This is a genomic window from Streptomyces sp. Y7, from assembly GCF_043195415.1.
Lineage (GTDB): Bacteria > Actinomycetota > Actinomycetes > Streptomycetales > Streptomycetaceae > Streptomyces.
The window spans coordinates 102,009-119,031 of sequence record NZ_JBIDDQ010000013.1 but is presented as its reverse complement, the minus strand read 5'-3'; the positions used below and the strand labels follow the sequence as shown (position 1 = coordinate 119,031).

The 17,023-nt window shown below is 71.1% G+C and carries 16 protein-coding genes; 3 read left to right on the top strand and 13 right to left on the bottom strand.

What is annotated here, in order from left to right; translation table 11 throughout:
- Positions 1-18: 18 nt before the first annotated feature.
- Positions 19-1,722 (bottom strand): flavin monoamine oxidase family protein, encoded by a 1,704-nt coding sequence (locus tag ACGFW6_RS28150; RefSeq protein WP_393515564.1) that lies wholly within the window; start codon positions 1,720-1,722, stop codon positions 19-21.
- A 44-nt stretch (positions 1,723-1,766) separates the two neighbouring features.
- Entirely contained in the window at positions 1,767-2,555 is a 789-nt protein-coding gene (locus ACGFW6_RS28145; protein ID WP_393515561.1) for a carbon-nitrogen hydrolase family protein, read from the bottom strand.
- A 298-nt stretch (positions 2,556-2,853) separates the two neighbouring features.
- Between ACGFW6_RS28145 and ACGFW6_RS28140 the strand changes: the two genes are divergently transcribed.
- A complete protein-coding gene (locus ACGFW6_RS28140; protein WP_393515558.1) occupies positions 2,854-3,393 on the top strand; it encodes a Repetin in 540 nt (179 codons plus the stop codon).
- Here ACGFW6_RS28140 and ACGFW6_RS28135 read toward each other — a convergent pair.
- The 6 genes from ACGFW6_RS28135 to ACGFW6_RS28110 all read right to left on the bottom strand — a co-directional run bounded on the left by ACGFW6_RS28135 (position 3,362) and on the right by ACGFW6_RS28110 (position 10,112).
- A complete protein-coding gene (locus ACGFW6_RS28135; protein WP_393515555.1) occupies positions 3,362-4,558 on the bottom strand; it encodes an MFS transporter in 1,197 nt (398 codons plus the stop codon). The genes ACGFW6_RS28140 and ACGFW6_RS28135 overlap by 32 nt on opposite strands.
- Positions 4,559-4,678: 120 nt before the next feature.
- A complete protein-coding gene (locus tag ACGFW6_RS28130; RefSeq protein ID WP_393515552.1) occupies positions 4,679-6,142 on the bottom strand; it encodes an HAD-IA family hydrolase in 1,464 nt (487 codons plus the stop codon).
- A 46-nt stretch (positions 6,143-6,188) separates the two neighbouring features.
- A complete protein-coding gene (locus ACGFW6_RS28125) occupies positions 6,189-7,268 on the bottom strand; it encodes an ABC transporter ATP-binding protein (RefSeq protein ID WP_393515549.1) in 1,080 nt (359 codons plus the stop codon).
- Between the two features lie 2 nt (positions 7,269-7,270).
- Entirely contained in the window at positions 7,271-8,083 is an 813-nt protein-coding gene (locus tag ACGFW6_RS28120; protein ID WP_393515546.1) for an ABC transporter permease, read from the bottom strand.
- Positions 8,071-8,970 (bottom strand): ABC transporter permease, encoded by a 900-nt coding sequence (locus tag ACGFW6_RS28115; protein WP_393515543.1) that lies wholly within the window; start codon positions 8,968-8,970, stop codon positions 8,071-8,073. The genes ACGFW6_RS28120 and ACGFW6_RS28115 overlap by 13 nt, the downstream gene beginning before the upstream one ends.
- Positions 8,967-10,112: an ABC transporter substrate-binding protein gene (locus ACGFW6_RS28110; protein WP_393515540.1), complete on the bottom strand. Its 1,146-nt coding sequence runs from the start codon at positions 10,110-10,112 to the stop codon at positions 8,967-8,969. The genes ACGFW6_RS28115 and ACGFW6_RS28110 overlap by 4 nt, the downstream gene beginning before the upstream one ends.
- A gap of 266 nt (positions 10,113-10,378) precedes the next feature.
- On the opposite strand from ACGFW6_RS28110, the gene ACGFW6_RS28105 reads away from it, so the two are divergent.
- The gene (locus ACGFW6_RS28105) at positions 10,379-11,119 is read left to right on the top strand and encodes a GntR family transcriptional regulator (protein ID WP_393515537.1); all 741 of its coding nucleotides are present in this window, start codon (positions 10,379-10,381) and stop codon (positions 11,117-11,119) included.
- Positions 11,120-11,196: 77 nt separating this feature from the next.
- Positions 11,197-11,559, top strand: coding sequence for a hypothetical protein (locus ACGFW6_RS28100; RefSeq protein WP_393515535.1), 363 nt, complete (start codon positions 11,197-11,199; stop codon positions 11,557-11,559).
- Between the two features lie 66 nt (positions 11,560-11,625).
- Here ACGFW6_RS28100 and ACGFW6_RS28095 read toward each other — a convergent pair whose 3' ends face one another.
- From ACGFW6_RS28095 to ACGFW6_RS28075, 5 genes are all read right to left on the bottom strand, one after another.
- Positions 11,626-12,078: an Lrp/AsnC family transcriptional regulator gene (locus tag ACGFW6_RS28095; protein WP_062713983.1), complete on the bottom strand. Its 453-nt coding sequence runs from the start codon at positions 12,076-12,078 to the stop codon at positions 11,626-11,628.
- Between the two features lie 10 nt (positions 12,079-12,088).
- Positions 12,089-13,579: an amino acid permease gene (locus tag ACGFW6_RS28090; protein WP_393515532.1), complete on the bottom strand. Its 1,491-nt coding sequence runs from the start codon at positions 13,577-13,579 to the stop codon at positions 12,089-12,091.
- A gap of 366 nt (positions 13,580-13,945) precedes the next feature.
- The gene (locus ACGFW6_RS28085) at positions 13,946-15,388 is read right to left on the bottom strand and encodes a GuaB1 family IMP dehydrogenase-related protein (RefSeq protein ID WP_393515529.1); all 1,443 of its coding nucleotides are present in this window, start codon (positions 15,386-15,388) and stop codon (positions 13,946-13,948) included.
- A 131-nt stretch (positions 15,389-15,519) separates the two neighbouring features.
- A complete protein-coding gene (locus tag ACGFW6_RS28080) occupies positions 15,520-15,834 on the bottom strand; it encodes a barstar family protein (RefSeq protein ID WP_393515526.1) in 315 nt (104 codons plus the stop codon).
- 74 nt (positions 15,835-15,908) lie between these two features.
- The gene (locus ACGFW6_RS28075; RefSeq protein ID WP_393515523.1) at positions 15,909-16,952 is read right to left on the bottom strand and encodes a sugar-binding transcriptional regulator; all 1,044 of its coding nucleotides are present in this window, start codon (positions 16,950-16,952) and stop codon (positions 15,909-15,911) included.
- Positions 16,953-17,023: the final 71 nt, after the last annotated feature.

Genomic DNA, 17,023 nt, shown 5'->3' with positions numbered 1-17,023 from the left:
CGCGCCCGCCGGCCGGGATCAGTCCTCGGGCAGCTCGACCGGCGCGATCTCGTCGTAGACGTCGCCCGGGCCGGGGTTGGTTGCGTCCGTCGACCCGCCGAGGTGGTGCATCACGCCCCAGACCGCGTTCAGCGCGGTCTGGACGGCGCCCTCGGCCCAGCCGGCCGTCCAGGAGATGTCGTCGCCGGCGAGGAAGATGCCCCGCTTGTCCTCGGGCAGCCGGTCCTGCATGAAGTGCGTGAACAGGCGGCGCTGGTAGCGGTAGTGGCCGGGCAGGTTGGCCTTGAACGCGCCCATGAAGTAGGGCTCGTTCTCCCAGGAGACGGTCACCGGGTTGCCGATGATGTGCTTCCTGATGTCGACCTTCGGGTAGATCTCGCCGAGCGACTTCAGCATGACCTCCATCCGCTCGTTCGCGGACAGCGGCAGCCACTTCAGGCTGTCGTCGCACCAGGTGTACGAGAGGCAGATGACGGCGGGCTTGTCCGGGCCGTCGTCCAGGAGGTAGGTGCCGCGGGTCATCCGGTCGGTGAGCGTCATCGACATGACGTCCCGGCCGGTCTCCTCGTCCTTGTCGAGCCAGAACGGCCGGTCGACGGGCACGAACAGCTTCGAGGACTCCATGTAGTGGGTGCGCTCGATCGCGGTCCAGTGGTCGATCGGGAAGAGCGAGTCGTCGCAGGCGATCTTCGACAGCAGCATCCAGGACTGTGCGGTGAAGATCGCCGCCTGGTAGGTGCGGATGTCGCCGTTCGCGTCGGTCACGGTGATCCGGTTGCCCGCGGCGCGGTGCAGCCGGGTCACGGCCGGGCGGGGCGCGCCGTTCTCGTGCAGGGACGCCAGCGAGGTGCCGTACGACCAGTGGACGATCTTCTCCGGCTCGCGCTCCCACAGGCGCACCGGCAGCTGCTGGGAGCCGCCGACGATGCCGCGGTGGTGGTCGTCGGCCTCGGTGTAGACGACGCGCAGGATCTCCAGGATGGAGTTCGGGAAGTCGGTGTCCCAGCCGCCGGTGCCGAAGCCGACCTGGCCGAAGATCTCGCGGTGCCGGAAGGACTTGAAGGACTCGGAGTCGCAGAGGAAGCCGTAGAAGGTCTGGTTGTCGAGCTTCTCGACGAGCTTCGCCCAGATCTCCCGGATGCGCGGCACGTCGCGCTCACGCATGGCCCGGTTCATGTCGGAGAAGTCGGCGCCCTCTTCGAGGCACTTGTTCCACGCCTCGGCGACGTCGCGGTAGACCTGCGGCAGGTCGTCGATCGTCTCGGCGTAGTGCGACTCGCCCTTGAGGTCGACGACGGTCGAGGGCGTCGCCTCGGCGAGCGGGTTGGGGAACGGGCTGGTCTTCAGGTCCACCAGGTCGATGTAGTGCTGGAGCGCCGTGGAGGACGGCGGAAAGCGCATCGCGCCCATCTCGGCCGTCAGGCCCTCGGTGCTGGGGCCGTCGAAGCCGACCGTGCGCAGCCGGCCGCCGATCTCGTCGGCCTCGTACACGACGGGCTTCAGGCCCATCTTCATCAGCTCGTAGGCGGCGATGATGCCGGACAGGCCGCCGCCGATGACCGCGACCTCGGTGCCGTGCTCGGTCGCCGGTATCTGGCCGAGCCCCGCCGGATGGGCGAGGAAGTCGTCGTAGGCATAGGGGAAGTCCGGGCCGAACATGGTGATCGGCGGCTGCTGCTGCTCGTCGGCGTGCTCGACGGCGTTGGGCACCATGGACGTCATGGGGTACGGACTCCTTGCGACTGCGTCAGGGGAAGCGGGGGGATTCAGACGAGCGAGCCGTAGAGGCCGGGGCGGCGGTCCTCCAGGTACGGGTTCGCCTCGCGGGAGGCGGCGACGAAGGCGGGGTCGACGTCGGCGAGGACGAGTTCCTCGGCGCGGCCGGCCCGGGTGCGGGCGACTCCGTCGGGGCCGGCGAGCGTGGAGAGGCCGACGAACTCGAACTCCCCCTCCTGGCCGACCCGGTTGACGTACGCGACGTACATCTGGTTCTCGAAGGCCCGCACCGGGATCATCGACTCGGCGACGAACTGGAACGGGTGCATCTGCGCCGTCGGGACGAGCAGCAGGTCGGTGCCGGCGAGGGCGTGGGCCCGGACGTTCTCAGGGAACTCGACGTCGTAGCAGATCAGGATGCCGATCCGGACGCCGTCGAGTTCGGCCTGGACGACCTGCTGTTCGCCGGGCGTGAAGTGGTCGCGCTCGAAGCAGCCGAAGAGATGGGTCTTGCGGTAGTTCGCCAGCCGGGTGCCGTCGGCGGAGATCAGCTGGGCGGAGTTGAACACGACGTCTCCGTCGCGCTCGGGGTAGCCGTAGACGATCGCCAGGCCGTGCTGCGTGGCGATCTCGGCGATCGCGTCCGCGCAGTCGCCGTCGGCGGGCTCGGCGAGGCGGGCGATGTCGTCGCCGATCGCGTACCCGGTGAGGAACATCTCCGGCGCCACCAGCAGCCCGGCGCCCGCGGCGGCGGCACGGCCCGCGGCCTCGTCGAGGACCTTGAGGTTCTCGACGGTCGAGCCGGGGCGGCCGGAGCTCTGGAGCAGGGCGGTGCGCATGCGTGTCCTCACCGGGGCGAAAGGGTGATTGTGGGGGCCATCTAGAAGGTACGGGCGGCTGACCGGGCCGGACAAGAAGGAGCCGTTGCGCGCCGGTGAGCGGTTTGTTGCGTGCGCCGGGGGGTCGGCGGCGATTCGTTGCGCGACCTCAGGTGTAGTTCCGCTCGTTCCCGGGGCGCAGGGCCCGGTCCGGTCCCCGCCGGGCGGCGGAGACCGGGTCCCGCCCCCGGTGCGATGTGCCGCGCGAGCGCCCCCGGGAGAGTGGTGACCGACCGCTTGACCTGGGGAAAGGACCGCGATGAACCGCCGTACGAAGATCCTCGTGCTCGGCTCCGCACTGCTGCTCTGCGCCACGGCGGCCTCCGCCGCCACCGCGTCCGACGACGCACCGCGGCCGCGGGAGGCGGCCGCGCTCACGGGCACCGCCAAGCTGTACCGGTCGGCCGGGGACGACATCACGTTCTCCTTCGACGCCCACCTGGCGGCGAAGGACACCGCCGACCCGATGAAGGCGACCGGCACCTTCGAGTGGAGCCACTACCTGAACGGCAAGGGCGCCCGGGCGAAGGCGAAGGTCGACTGCCTGGTCACCGGCGGCAAGGTGGCGGTCGTCTCGGGAGTGATCACCGACTCCGACCTGCCGGGCGCCGAGGGCAAGCGGGTCGGCATCACCGTCCATGACGTCGGCCGCCGCGACCGGCTCGGCTACAGCTGGGCCTCCACGGGCAGCCCCGTCGAGACGAAGGAGCTGCCCAAGTGCGTGGGCTCCGCCCCCTTCGAGAAGGTCAGGAAGGGGACGGGCGACTTCACGGTCGTGCCGTGGCGGCCCGACTTCTAGCCAGCGCCGCCGCCGTCAGCAGGTAGGGCACCGCGAGCACCGCGAACACGGTGCTGTGCGCCGCGTCCGTGCCGAGCAGCGCGTACACGCCGAAGGCGGCGACCGTGGCGAGCTCGGTGCCCAGGCTCGCCACCGAGGTGAGGGTGGCCCGGCGGGACTCGTCGATGCGGTGCTGGAGGCGGACGTCGGCGAGCACCTCGGCCAGCTGGAACCCGGCGAAGGCGAGGCTCACCAGCGCGATGCCGGCCAGGGAGCGGGCTGCGGCGCCGACGGCCAGGGCGAGGGCACTGGCCGCGAGAAGCGCCGCGAGCCCGGTCGTGCCGAGGCGTTCGGCCGGTCCGGTCAGGAGGCTGCCGAGGGTGACGCCGGCCCAGATCAGCATGATCAGGTAGGGCACGGTCGCCTCGGCCACGCCGATGTCGCGGACCAGCAGCGGGGTGTACTCGTCGAGCGCGCCCCACACCGCGGCGACGGCCGGGACCAGCAGCAGGGCGCCACGGACCGTGCGGTCCCCGCGGACCTCGGCGAGTCCGGTCCGCAGGGTCGTCGCCCAGCTGTCGTCGCCGGTCTCCGGTGGCACCCGGTGCTCGGGGAACCGGGTCGCGACGGCGGCGGTCAGCAGGCAGGCCGCGAAGCTCGCGGCACCGACCGCCGCATAGCCTCCCCCGGCGAACACGGGCGCCGCGAGGCCGATGGAGGACACGGTGCCCAGCAGCCGCGCGGCCCGGGCCCGGCCCATGACCGCGGCGTACCGGCCGGCCGCGCCCAGCCGGTCCAGCTCGTCGTAGACCAGCGCCTCCAGGGCGCCGGAGCCGAGCGCCCCGCCGGCGCCCCACAGCACGAAGCCGGCCGCGAAGGCCCCGTACGACGGGACGGCCACCCACAGCGCGAAGCCGGCGGCGGTGAGCAGGGGGCCGATCCACAGCAGGCGGCGCCGCGACACGGCGTCGGCCCAGGCCCCGGAGGGCACCTCGAGGAGCACGCCGGTGATCGACCACAGGGCGAACAGGGAGGAGATCTGCCACAGCGACATGCCGGTGTCGGCGAACAGCAGTGCGTACACCGGGTAGAGCAGGACGAAGTCGTCGAGGAACGCGTAGCCGTACAGCGTGGTCGTCAGCCGCCGGACACCGGTGGCGGGCACACGCGCAGGTGAGAGTGTCATGAGGCCTTCCCGCAGGGACGTTTCGGACACCGGGGGTACGGCGTCCGAGGCGGCCCTCGGGAGGCACGGCTGGTGGATCAATGTCGCCAGGTCATGGCACCGATGGTAGGCGCCCGAGACTCACTCGCGCAGGGAGAATGTGGTGATCACGGCGGCGTGGTCGGAGGGCCACTCGTTGTGCTCCACATCCGGCCAGGGGCGCGGGTGGCCGCTGACGCAGGTCTCGGAGTGCAGCACCCGCAGCCCCCGGTGCAGCACGAAGTCGATGCGGTCCTGCGGCTCCGGACGGCCGCTGCCGTCCTCGTGCAGGGTGTGGATCGGCGACCAGGTGTGGCCGGGGTGGGCGGCCGGGTCCGGGTGGGCCTCACGGTAGGAGTCACGCAGGCCCGCCTCCTCGGCCGCCCTGGTCACCGGCCACTCGACGTCGGTCCGGTCCAGGTGGGAGGGGCTGTTGAAGTCGCCGACGAGGACGACCGGGACGCCGGGCGCGGCCGCCTCCTCGATCCGGCGCAGGGCGTCCCGCATCTGTGCCAGACGCACCTGCTCGTGCGCGATCAGCTCGGCGGCCGGGAGCCCGTCGAAGGCGGACTCGTACGGACCGTAGGGCGTGTAGTCGAGGTGGGCCGTCCACAGGTCGACCTCCCGCTCGCCCACCCGGACACGTACGCCGGCCGCGCCGTAGAAACCGACGGCCGGGTCGCCGAAGCGGGCCGTGATCGGGTGGCGGCTGATGATGCCGAGGTTCTCGCCGGCCCGGTGGTGGTACCAGCCGAGGGCTTCGGCGAGGTCCTGCGCGGCGGTGCCGTTCGTCTCCTGCAGGCCGACCACGTCGACACCGGTCTCGGCGATGACCTTGAGCTGCTTGGCCAGGTGGTCGTGGACCCTGGTGCCGCCGTGCCAGAGGTTCCAGCTCATGACGCGCAGTTCGGGCGCGGCCGGGGCGGCAGCCGGCAGGGTGCGCAGCCGCTGGGTGGTGACACCCTCCAGACTGGGCAGGACGGTACGGCCCGGGGCCGGCTCGATGGGGGCGAGCGAGGGCACCGCGAGGACCGTGCAGCCGGCCGCCTCGGCGGAGCTGACGCCGGTGCGGGTGTCCTCGACGGCGACGCAGGCCGCGGGGTCGACGCCGAGGGCGCGGCAGGCGGCGAGGTAGGGGTCGGGGGCGGGCTTGGTGCGGTCGGTGTCGTCGGCGGTGACGGAGACCGCGAAGCGGCTCGCGCCGAGGGCTTCGAGGACGGTGTCGGCGACGGCTCGGGGCGAGGCGGTGACCAGGGCCGTGGGGACACCGTCGCGGGCCAGGGCGTCGAGCAGGTCGAGCGCGCCGGGGCGCGGGACGATGCCGGCGCGGACCCGGTCGGCGAACTCGCGGTGGAGCGCGTCGGCGAGATCGGCGGCCGGCGCTCCGGTGGCCGCGGCCAGCCAGTCGGCGGTGTGCTCGACGGGCCGGCCGAGCACCTCCGCCTCGTCCGCCTCCGTCAGGGCCCGGCCCGCGATCTGCTCCACCGCCTCCCACCACAGTCGCTCGGTGTCGACGAGCGTGCCGTCCATGTCGAACAGGACGGCCTGGAGCGGGAGTCGAGTCACGGTTGTCTCTTTCTTGCGTGGGGGGATCAGGTGGGTGGTACGAGGGTCAGCGGCTGCGTTCGGCCACCAGCACGGGCCGCTCCGGCAGCGACACGCTCACCGCGGCGCCCGCGCCCAGCGCGGCCGACTCGTGGGCGGGCAGGTCCGCCTTCACCTCGGTGCCGTCGGCGAGCCGTACCGTCAGCCGGGTGGTGGCACCGAGGAACGCGGTGGCGACCACTCGCGCGTCGGAGGCGTCGTCGGCGCGCACGGCCACGGCTTCCGGCCGTACCAGCACGTCGACCTCGGACACCGAGGGTGCGTCGCCGTCGACGGGCAGCCGCCGGCCGAGGACCTCGACCCCGCCGTCGACGAGCGTGCCCGGGATCCGGCTCATGGTGCCGACGAACTCGGCGACGAAGGCGGTGGCGGGCCGGCCGTACAACTCGGCGGGTTCGGCGCACTGTTCGAGCCGTCCGGAGCGCATGACCGCGACCCGGTCGGCCATGGACAGGGCCTCCTCCTGGTCGTGGGTGACGAACAGGGTGGTGATGCCGAGCTCCCGCTGGAGCCGCCGGATCTCCTCGCGCAGCGTCAGGCGCACCTTGGCGTCCAGCGCGGAGAGCGGCTCGTCGAGGAGCAGGACGCGCGGGCGCAGGGCGAGCGCCCGGGCCAGGGCGATGCGCTGCTGCTGACCGCCGGAGAGCTCGTGCGGATAGCGCTCGCCCTTGTCGGCGAGTCCGACCAGCTCCAGCAACTCGGCGGCGCGGGCGCGCCGTTCGGCGGTGCGCACCTTGCGCATGCGCAGTCCGAAGGCCACGTTGTCGAGGGCGCTCAGATGCGGAAAGAGGCTGTACGACTGGAAGACCATCCCGGCGTCGCGGCGGTGCGCGGGGATGGCGGTGACGTCCTCGCCGTCCACCAGCACCTGACCGGAGTCGGGGTGTTCGAACCCGGCGAGCATGCGCAGGGCGGTGGTCTTGCCGCAGCCGGACGGGCCGAGCAGGGCGAGGAGTTCACCGGGTGCGACGGTCAGGTCGAGTCCGTCGAGGGCCACGGTGGACCCGAACTCCCGGCGCAGGCCGCGGAATTCGACGGTGGCGGCCTGCACGGCCGTCGCTTCGGCTGTCTTTTCGAGCACGGTCATGATCATCCCCGGGAGTCGGTACGGGTACGGCCGCCGAAACCGGCCATCACGAGAAGGAGCACCCAGGTCACGAGCAGGCTCAGCACGGACACGGCGACCGAGAGCTGGGCCTGCGAGCCGCTGACGTTCACGATCCACACGGCGAAGGGCGTAAAGCCCAGCAGCTGCGCGACCGTGAACTCGCCGAGCACCAGGGCGAGGGTGAGGAAGGAGGCGTTGAGCAGCGCGCCGCGCAGGTTGGGCAGCACGGCCCGCATCAGCGCCTGCGGCCAGCCGGCGCCGCAGCTGCGGGCGGCCTCCACGAGGGTGCGGACGTCGATGGCCCGCAGCCCGGCGTCCAGGGCCCGGTACACGAAGGGCAGCGCCATCACGACGTACGCCAGGACCAGCACGAACGGGAAGTCCGGGTTCTGGATCGCGACGAACGTCTGGAACAGCGGTGTACGGGACAGATGCTCCGGCCCCCACTTCAGGACCGTCCCGATCCCGGCGACGAACGCGATCGGCGGCACCACCAACGGCAGCGAGCACACGATCTCGACGACCGGCCGCAGCCGGGGCGCGCCGAGCCGCAGCGCCACCATGGCGGGCACCATCAGCAGCAGGACGACGACGATGGTGGCGACGGCCAGCTCCAGCGAGAGCAGCAGGCTGGAGACGAAGCCCTCGGTGGAGAAGATGCGCGTGTAGGCGTCGAAGGTGAGGCCCTGTCCCGGCACGTCGACCGTGAAGACGACCGACGCGGCCAGCGGTACCAGGAAGTACAGGCCGGCGAGGCCGAGCACGCCCCACCGCCACAGGTTCAGGCGAGCCATCGCGCGCTCCGTCGTTGCAGGGGCAGGTACACGGCCATCACCAGGCCGGCGACCAGGACCATGTCGAGGCTGAGGGCGAGCGCCACGTTCTCCTGCCCGACCAGGACGTTGCCGGAGAGCGCGTCGGCGATCTGGAGGGTGACCAGCGGGATCGAGCTGCCCACCATGGCGGCGGCGGTGGCGTACGCGGCGAAGGCGCTGCCGAAGAGCAGGACGAACCCGCCGAGGAGCGTGGGCAGCAGGACGGGCAGGGCCACGTGCCGCCAGTACTGCGCGGTCGTCGCGCCGTTGTTCTGCGCCGCCTCGCGCCACTGGGAGCGCAGGCCCTCCAGGGCGGGGGTGATGGTGAGGACCATCAGCGGGATCAGGAAGTACAGGTAGACCAGGACCAGGCCCCAGAAGCTGTACAGGTCCCAGCCCTTGTCGCTCAGGCCCAGATGCCGGGTCAGCACACCGGCGTTGCCGAGCGTGGCGACGAAGGCGAAGGCCAGCGGGACGCCACCGAAGTTGGCGAGCACCCCGGACGCGGTGAGCACGGCCTCGCGCAGCGCGCGGAAGCGGGAGGTCACCACGGCCTGGGCGAGCGGCAACCCGCACAGGGCGCCGAGCGCGGCGGAGACCGCGGACAGCTTGACGCTGCCGAGCAGGGCCGTGAGGTAGGCGCCCTGCAGCGAGTTCGTCAGGTTGTCGGTGGTGTACGAGGTCGCGCCGGTGGCCGGGTCCTTGACGGTGAAGGCGCCGTTCAGCATGGCCAGGGCGGGGAGCCCGAAGGCCAGCGCGGTGAAGACGAGGAGCGGGAGGACGGCGAGCCGGCCGCCGACGGCACGGCGCCGCCGCTTCAGCGGAGCGGCGGTCGCCGTGTCGACCCGGGTGAGGGTGGTCGTCATCCGGAGACGGCCTTCGCCCAGCCCTGGCCGAGAACCGTCTTGGCCTTGTTCTGCTGCTCCTCGGTCGGGAAGGAGGGCGTCCCGGAGACCTTGGGCAGCTTGGCCGCGGCCGTCTTGTCGAGGGTGCCGGCCTTGTCCATGGCGGTCATCAGCGCCGGACGGGCGAAGCCCTTGAGCCACAGGTTCTGGCCCTCGGTGCTGTAGAGGTACTCCTGCCACAGACGGGCGGCCGCGGGATGCGGGGCGTCCTTGTTGATGGCCTGGGAGTAGTACTGGGAGAACTGGCCGTCGCTCGGGACCGAGACCTGCCAGTCGACGCCCTTGGACTTGAACTCCTCGGCGTAGCCGGCGTTGAGGTAGTCCCAGTCGATGCTGATGGGCGTCTCGCCCTTCTCGACGGTGGCCGGCGTCGACTCGACGGGCGTGTAGTTGCCGTTCTTCTTCAGCTTGGCGAAGAAGTCGAGGCCGGGCTGGATGTCGTCGAAGGAGCCGCCGTTCGCGAGCGCCGCCGCGTACACGCCGCCGAAGGCCGAGCCGGACTTGGTGGGGTTGCCGTTGAGGGCGACCTGGCCCTTGTACTGCGGCTTCAGCAGGTCGGCGAAGGTCTTCGGGCACTCCTTGACGCGCTTCGCGTCGCAGCCGATGGAGATGTAGCCGCCGTAGTCGTTGAACCAGCGGGCCTGCGCGTCCTTCTGGCCCTCGGGGATGTCGGCGAACGCCTCGACCTTGTACGGGGCGAGGAGCCCCTGCTGGGCGGCGCTGATCGCGAAGGAGCTGCCGAGGTCCAGCACGTCGGGGGCGCGGTCCTGCCCCTTGCGCGAGGTCACGGCGTTGATCTCGTCCTGGCTGGAGCCGTCGGGGTTCTCGACCTCGATCTTGATGCCGTACTTCTTCTGGAAGCCGTCGATGAGGGCGCCGTAGTTGGCCCAGTCGCGGGGCAGCGCGATGGCGTGCAGCGTGCCCTCCTTCTTGGCCGCCTCGACCAGCTTGTCCATGCCGCCGAGGTCGGCGGCGGACGTGGCGGTGGCGGCGCTCTTGCCGTCGGCGGCGGTGGACGCGTTGTCGGGGGCGGCGCCGCAGGCGCTCAGGGCGAGCGCGGCGACGACGGCGAGGGCACCGCCGAGGGCGGCGTTTCTCGGCATGGCGGTACTCGACGAGGACGTGGACACGGTTTCTCCAGGGGACGCGCGAGGGTGCAGGAGACCTACGGAAGCAGCTGCGGGAGCCGCTTTGCGAGCAACTTGTCTGAACAAGTTGGCCTCAGTACGCCCGCCCCTCATGTCTCGACGGTGAACGGAGGCGAAACCCTGACCGCTGAATTCGTGCACACTCCTGACGGACACGGATCACCACCGGATCTCGTTTACGCTGGTCACGCTGTGCACAGCAACCGACTCAGAGGGGAAGCATGACGGCGCGACACGAGGAGATCGCCGACGAGCTGCGCCGGGCGATCGACCGCGAGGAGTACACGGTCGGCTCTCTGCTGCCCGCCGAGACGGAACTCGCGGCCCACTACGGCGTCTCCCGCGGCACGGTCCGGCAGGCCGTCGCCGCACTGACCGCCGAGGGCCTCATCGGCTCGCGCCAGGGCGCCCGCCGCGTGGTGCTGGCCAGCCGCCGCAGCCAGAGCTTCGCCGAGCTGCGCAGCTTCGCCCAGTGGGCGAAGGCGATGGGCCGGGAGGCGACCGGCCACGTGGTCACCCAGGAGTACCGCCCGGCGACGAAGGAGGACGCCGTGCGCCTTCAACTGACCGCCGGAACACAGGTGTTGCACGTCCTGCGGGTGCGCGGCCTGGACGGCGAACCGGTGCTCCTGGAGCGCACGGTCTACGCGGACTGGATCGCGCCGGCCGTCGAGTCCATAGAGCCCGACTGCGCGTCCGTCACCCAACGCCTGTACGAGGACACGGGGTTGGTCTTCGCCTACGGCGAGCACGTCATCGACGCGGTGTCAGCCGGCGCCCAGGACGCCGAGTTGCTCGGCATCCGCCGCACGAGCCCGCTGCTGCGGGTGCGACGCGTGACGACGACCCGCGAGGGCCGCCCGGTGGAGTGGTCGGACGACCGCTATCGCTCGGACGCGGTGAGCTTCAGCGTGCACAACTCGATCGACAACAACGCCCTGGCCCGCAAGACGGCGGACTGACGCCCTCCCCCGAACGGCCACCCGCCTCCGCCTGCCGGAGGAGGACCGGACACGGGCGGCCGGGCGAGACTTCCCTCATGGACGCCACCGACATCCCCGCCCTGCCGTTCGTCGACGAACACACGACGACCGTCGAGGCGACAACCGACGCCGTCTGGCACCAATTGGGCGCCATGATGAACGGCTCCCGAGGCTTCCGCGTGGCGGTGTCGATCCCGGGCGAGGAGCTGGCCTACGTGGGCCACCACCCGTTCTCGACGTACGCCCTGCTCTTCCACCTGAACGAGACGGACCGGGGCCATACGCGCCTGCGGGCCGAGACGAGGGCGAGATTCCCGGGACGCGCGGGTGCCGTCTACCGGCGCCTCGTCATCGGCACGGGCGCCCACGCACTGATCGTCCGGCGCATGCTGAGAAAGGTCCGTGCCAACGCCCTCTGAGGGGCGCGGGGAACCGCGCGACAAGCCCCCACCGGCCCGCGGATGAAACCCGGCCTCCGCGGAGCGCTACGTCGGCGACCCGGACGAAAACCGCCGCAACAAGGGCGACAGCACCAGCACCGACTTGGTCCGCTCCACGAACGGCTCCCCCGCGATCCGCTCGAGAACCCGCTCGAAATGCCGCATGTCGGATGCGAAGACCTGCACCACCGCGTCGGCGTCCCCGGTCACGGTCGACGCGGCCACGACCTCCTGATACCGCTCAAGACCCCGCCGGATGGTCTCCGGCGAGGTGTTGTGCCGGCAGTAGATCTCGACGAACCCCTCGGTCTCCCAACCGAGGGCGGAGGGGTCCACCCGTACGGTGAACCCGGTGATGGCTCCGGTCGCACGCAGCCGGTCCACGCGCCGTTTCACGGCGGGCGCGGAGAGGCCGACGAGTTGCCCGATGTCCGCGTAGGAGCGGCGGGCGTCCTCGGCGAGGGCGTGCACGATGCGTTCGTCGAGATCGTTCAGCACTGCGGGTGGTTCACTTCACTTCTGGCGTTGCGAGAGCTGCGTCCGTCGCGAGACGGGAACGGCGATAGCCGTACAGGAAGTAGAACACGAGACCGGCCGCCATCCAGCACCCGAAGACCACCCAGGTGACGGTGTCGAGGCTGAACATGTTGTACGCGCAGAACAGGAAGCCCAGCACCGGCAGCACCGGCCCGAACGGCACCCTGAACGTGCGCTCGAGCTCCGGCCGCTTCACACGCAGCACGATCACCGCGATGTTGACCAGCGCGAAGGCGAACAGCGTGCCGATGCTGGTGGCGTCGACGAGCTTGCCGAGCGGGATGAGGGCCGCGAGGGCGCCGCAGAACACGGACACGATGACCGTGTTCAGGCGCGGCGCGCCGGTCTTGGCGTGGACCTTGCCGAGCGCCTTGGGCACCAGGCCGTCACGGGACATCGCGAACAGGATGCGGGTCTGGCCGTAGAGGACGGTCAGGACCACGCTCGCGATGGAGATGACCGCGCCGAGGGCGAGCAGCGTGCCCCAGTAGGACTGGCCGCTGACGTCGTTCATGATCGCGGCGAGGGAGGCCTCGGAACCTTCGAACTTGGTCCAGTTCCAGGCGCCGACCGCGACACCCGCGACGAGGACGTACAGCACGGTCACGATGATCAGCGACAGCATGATCGCGCGCGGCAGGTCCTTCTTGGGGTCCTTGGCCTCCTCACCGGCGGTGGAGGCGGCGTCGAAGCCGATGTAGGAGAAGAAGAGCGTGGCACCCGCGGCGCTCACGCCGGCCATGCCGAGCGGCATGAAGTCCTCGTAGTTGCCGGACTTGAAGCCCATGAAGCCGACCGCGCAGAACAGCACCAGCGCGACGATCTTGACCGCGACCATGATCGTGTTGGCGCGCGCGGACTCACGGACGCCGCCGAGCAGGAACACCATCGCCAGCATGACGACGATCAGCGCCGGCAGGTTGATGATCCCGCCCTCGCCGGGCGCGGAGGACAGCACGGACGGGATGGTGACGCCTATCGTCCCGTCGAGCAGCTCGTTGAGGTACTCGCCCCAGCCGACGGCGACGGCGGCCACCGAGACGCCGTACTCCAGCACCAGACACCAGCCGCAGACCCAGGCGACCAGCTCACCCATCGTTGCGTACGCATACGAGTAGGAGGAGCCCGCGACCGGGATGCTGCCCGCCAGCTCGGCGTAGGACAGGGCCGAGAAGAGCGCCGTGAGGCCGGCGATCACGAAGGCCAGGGTGACCGCGGGACCGGCCTCCGGGACGGCGTCGCCGAGGACGACGAAGATGCCGGTGCCGAGCGTGGCACCGATGCTGATCATGGTGAGCTGCCACAGGCCGAGGGAGCGCCGCAGGGACCCTCCCTCGCCCTGGCCACCCTCTGCGACCAGGTGTTCCACGGGCTTGCGGCGCATCAGACGCGCACCGACGCCGAGGGGCGCGGGGGCGGCTGTCTGGCCTGGGGATTGCGGGGGTGCGCCTTGGTCGAGCACGCGCTGGCTCCTTGTCGCTGCCGGTCAGGGCGGCAGGGACCGGCGGCACCCCTTGCAGCAGGGACCCACCGAGCGGGGTCCCTGCCACGCTACTTACGAGGCGACAGCCTACGAGGAGTGACGTTGCTGGTGAAATGCAGCAACCTTGCGTGTGCCCGCATGATCATTGCGTGTCTGGCGACTGGGTGGGCTTTCGTTGCAGGGGGGCTTTCGACCGTTGCAAGGTGCGGGCGCCAGGGGGCCGATCGCGCAGTTCCCCGCGCCCCTGAAGGGGCGCGGGGAACTGCGCGACAAGCCACCGACTATCCGCGGTCGCCCGCTCACGGCTGAGCCCGAGTCATCGGGCGATAGGGAGTTGACCGAGCGTCAGCTCCAGCTGGCGTGCAGCGGCTTGCCCTCGGCATAGCCGGCGGCGCTCTGGATGCCGACGACGGCCTTCTCGGCGAACTCCTCCAGGGAGCCGGCGCCGGCGTAGGTGCAGGACGACCGCACACCCGCGATGATCGAGTCGATCAGGTCCTCCACGCCGGGGCGGGCCGGGTCGAGGAACATGCGGGAGGTGGAGATGCCCTCCTCGAACAGCGCCTTGCGGGCGCGGTCGTAGGACGACTCCTCGGAGGTGCGGTTGCGCACGGCGCGCGCGGAGGCCATGCCGAAGGACTCCTTGTAGAGCCGCCCGCTGGCGTCCTGCTGCAGGTCGCCCGGGGACTCGTAGGTGCCCGCGAACCAGGACCCGATCATCACGTTGGACGCGCCGGCGGCGAGCGCCATGGCGACGTCACGCGGGTGGCGGACACCGCCGTCGGCCCACACGTGCTTGCCGTACTTCTTCGCCTCGGCCGCGCATTCCAGCACCGCCGAGAACTGCGGCCGGCCGACGCCGGTCATCATGCGCGTGGTGCACATCGCGCCCGGGCCGACACCCACCTTGATGATGTCGGCACCGGCCTCGATCAGATCCCGGACGCCCTCGGCGGCGACGATGTTGCCCGCGACGATCGGCACCTGCGGGTCGAGCGCCCGCACGGTCCGGACCGCGGCGATCATCGACTCCTGGTGACCGTGCGCCGTGTCGATGACGAGCGTGTCGACGCCCGCGTCGAGCAGTTGCTTGGCCTTGCCCGCCACGTCGCCGTTGATGCCCACGGCGGCCGCGATGCGCAGCTTCCCGTCGGCGTCGACGGCCGGCGTGTACAGCGTGGCGCGCAGGGCGCCCCTGCGGGTCAGGATGCCCGCGAGACGGCCCTCGGAGTCCACGGCGGGCGCGTAGCGCCGGTTGTGGCCGTCGAGCTTGTTGAAGGCCTCGCGCGGGTCGATGTCGGCGTCGAGGAGCAGCAGGTCACGGGACATGACCACTTCGAGCTGCGTGAAGCGGTCGACGCCGGAGAGGTCCTCGTCGGTGACCACGCCGATCGGCCGCTGGTTCTCGTCGACGACCACACCGGCGTTGTGCGCCCGCTTGGGCAGCAGGGCCAGCGCGTCGGCGACGGTCTGGTGCGGGGCCAGCACGATCGGGGTGTCGAGGACGTGGTGGCGGCTCTTCACCCAGGAGACGACCTCGGTGACGACCTCGATCGGGATGTCCTGCGGGATGACGACCAGGCCGCCGCGCCGGGCCATCGTCTCGGCCATACGGCGGCCGGCGATGGCGGTCATGTTGGCGACGACCAGCGGGATCGTGGTGCCCGTGCCGTCCGGGGAGCTGAGGTCCACACCCTGCCGCGAACCGACCGCGCTGCGGCTCGGGACCATGAAGACGTCGTCGTACGTCAGGTCGTACGGGGGCTGGATGTCATTGAGGAAACGCACGTGCTGCACATCCCAGTCGATCAGAGGTGGCCCCCGGACAGGTCAGCCAGGGGGAAGAGCACGTACTTCATTGTCCCATGCTGACCGGAATGCGATGCACGGTTGCTTCATACGAGCAGGTCAGAGGCCCCCTAGGAGGATCCTCCAAGAGCGAGCAGCACGGACAGCGCCGACGTGCGGTCCACCGCCTCGGCGAACACCTCCTGGGCGGTCTCCCACTCGTCGGGCCGCGCCTTCGCGTACGGCCGCCAGTTCCGTACGACGACCCGCATCCCCCGCTCGACGGCGGCTTCCGGCCACACCGTGCGGTCGGAGAGGGAGTCGGCCAGCGCGTCCCAGTTGCGCCCGAACCAGTCGGGCAGCCGCAGATCGCGGGCGCAGCGGTCCATCAGGGCCGCCTTGTCCGTGACCCCGTCGAGGTCGAGCGTGACCACGAGCTCCGTCATCCGAGTAACCACCCCGTCGTAGTGATCGTGAACGAGGAAGGGGGCGGCCGCGGCCACCCCCTTCTGAACTTCCGTCAGTTCCCGTCCGGATCAGCCCTGTTGAGCGCCGGCTTCGGCGTCGGACCCGCCGCCAGCAGCACGTCCGCGGCCGAGGTGTCCGTCACCAGGCTGGTGACGAGCCCGGACCGCAGCACCGCGTCGATCGCCGCCGCCTTGCGCGCCCCGCCCGCGATCGCGACGACCTCCGGGATACGGCGGAGCTGGTCGGCCTTGACCGTGATGCACCGCTCCCCCAGGTCACGTCCGACACGGCGGCCGTCGGCGTCGAAGAGGTGCGCGGACATCTCGGCGGCGACGCCGAGCGAGGCGTAGTGCGCGCGCTCCTCGTCGCTGAGCATGTCGTGCACGGTCGAGATGCCCGGCTCCCAGGAACCGATGGAGACACAGGCGACGGTGACCTTGTCGAAGTACTCGAAGGCGCGCGCGATGCCGGTCTGGTGACGCAGCGCCGTAGCGGTGGCCGCGTCCGGCAGCAGCATCGGCGCGTAGATGGGGTGAGCGTCGCCGCCCGAGACCTGGGCCGCCCGGCGGACCGCCTCGACCGAACCGCGCTCGGCGGTCCCGGCGTCGTAGACACCCGTCAGCTGCACGACCGTGCACGGCGGCAGCCGGTCCAGCGCCGCGGCCATGTGGATGGTGGACCGGCCCCAGGCCAGACCCAGCACGTCACCCTCGTTCACCAGCTCACCGAGCAGGTCGGCGGCCACCTCTCCCAGGTTCTCCGGGTCGGGCGTCTCCTCGGCGTCGGCCGGGGACTCGACCACGACGGCGTGCCGCAGGCCGTAGCGGGCGCGCAGCGCGTCGGAGCGCTCCGCGTCCAGCTCGGCCGGCACACGGATCTCGATGCGCACCAGATCCCGTTCGAGAGCGGTCTCCAGGACCCGGGCCACCTTGAAGCGGCTGACGCCGAACTCCTCGGCGATCTGGATCTTGGATTTGCCCTCGAGGTAGAAGCGGCGGGCCATGGCCGCCGCCTGCACCAGCTCAGCGGGTCCCATCCGCATGGCTGACCGGCCCGCCGACATACCCGACACGGCGATCTCCTCACTGCTGTTCACACTCTGGATTCGCCGTTCATCCTTGCAGATCCGGCGCTCTTGATCCGCCCTGATGGGCGCCGTTCACGTTC

Coding starts and splice junctions, on each gene's coding strand:
- ACGFW6_RS28150 (WP_393515564.1), bottom strand. CDS start 1,722: ATGACGTCCATGGTGCCCAACGCCGTCGAGCACGCCGACGAGCAGCAG.
- ACGFW6_RS28145 (WP_393515561.1), bottom strand. CDS start 2,555: ATGCGCACCGCCCTGCTCCAGAGCTCCGGCCGCCCCGGCTCGACCGTC.
- ACGFW6_RS28140 (WP_393515558.1), top strand. CDS start 2,854: ATGAACCGCCGTACGAAGATCCTCGTGCTCGGCTCCGCACTGCTGCTC.
- ACGFW6_RS28135 (WP_393515555.1), bottom strand. CDS start 4,558: ATGACACTCTCACCTGCGCGTGTGCCCGCCACCGGTGTCCGGCGGCTG.
- ACGFW6_RS28125 (WP_393515549.1), bottom strand. CDS start 7,268: ATGACCGTGCTCGAAAAGACAGCCGAAGCGACGGCCGTGCAGGCCGCC.
- ACGFW6_RS28120 (WP_393515546.1), bottom strand. CDS start 8,083: ATGGCTCGCCTGAACCTGTGGCGGTGGGGCGTGCTCGGCCTCGCCGGC.
- ACGFW6_RS28115 (WP_393515543.1), bottom strand. CDS start 8,970: ATGACGACCACCCTCACCCGGGTCGACACGGCGACCGCCGCTCCGCTG.
- ACGFW6_RS28110 (WP_393515540.1), bottom strand. CDS start 10,112: ATGCCGAGAAACGCCGCCCTCGGCGGTGCCCTCGCCGTCGTCGCCGCG.
- ACGFW6_RS28105 (WP_393515537.1), top strand. CDS start 10,379: ATGACGGCGCGACACGAGGAGATCGCCGACGAGCTGCGCCGGGCGATC.
- ACGFW6_RS28100 (WP_393515535.1), top strand. CDS start 11,197: ATGGACGCCACCGACATCCCCGCCCTGCCGTTCGTCGACGAACACACG.
- ACGFW6_RS28080 (WP_393515526.1), bottom strand. CDS start 15,834: ATGACGGAGCTCGTGGTCACGCTCGACCTCGACGGGGTCACGGACAAG.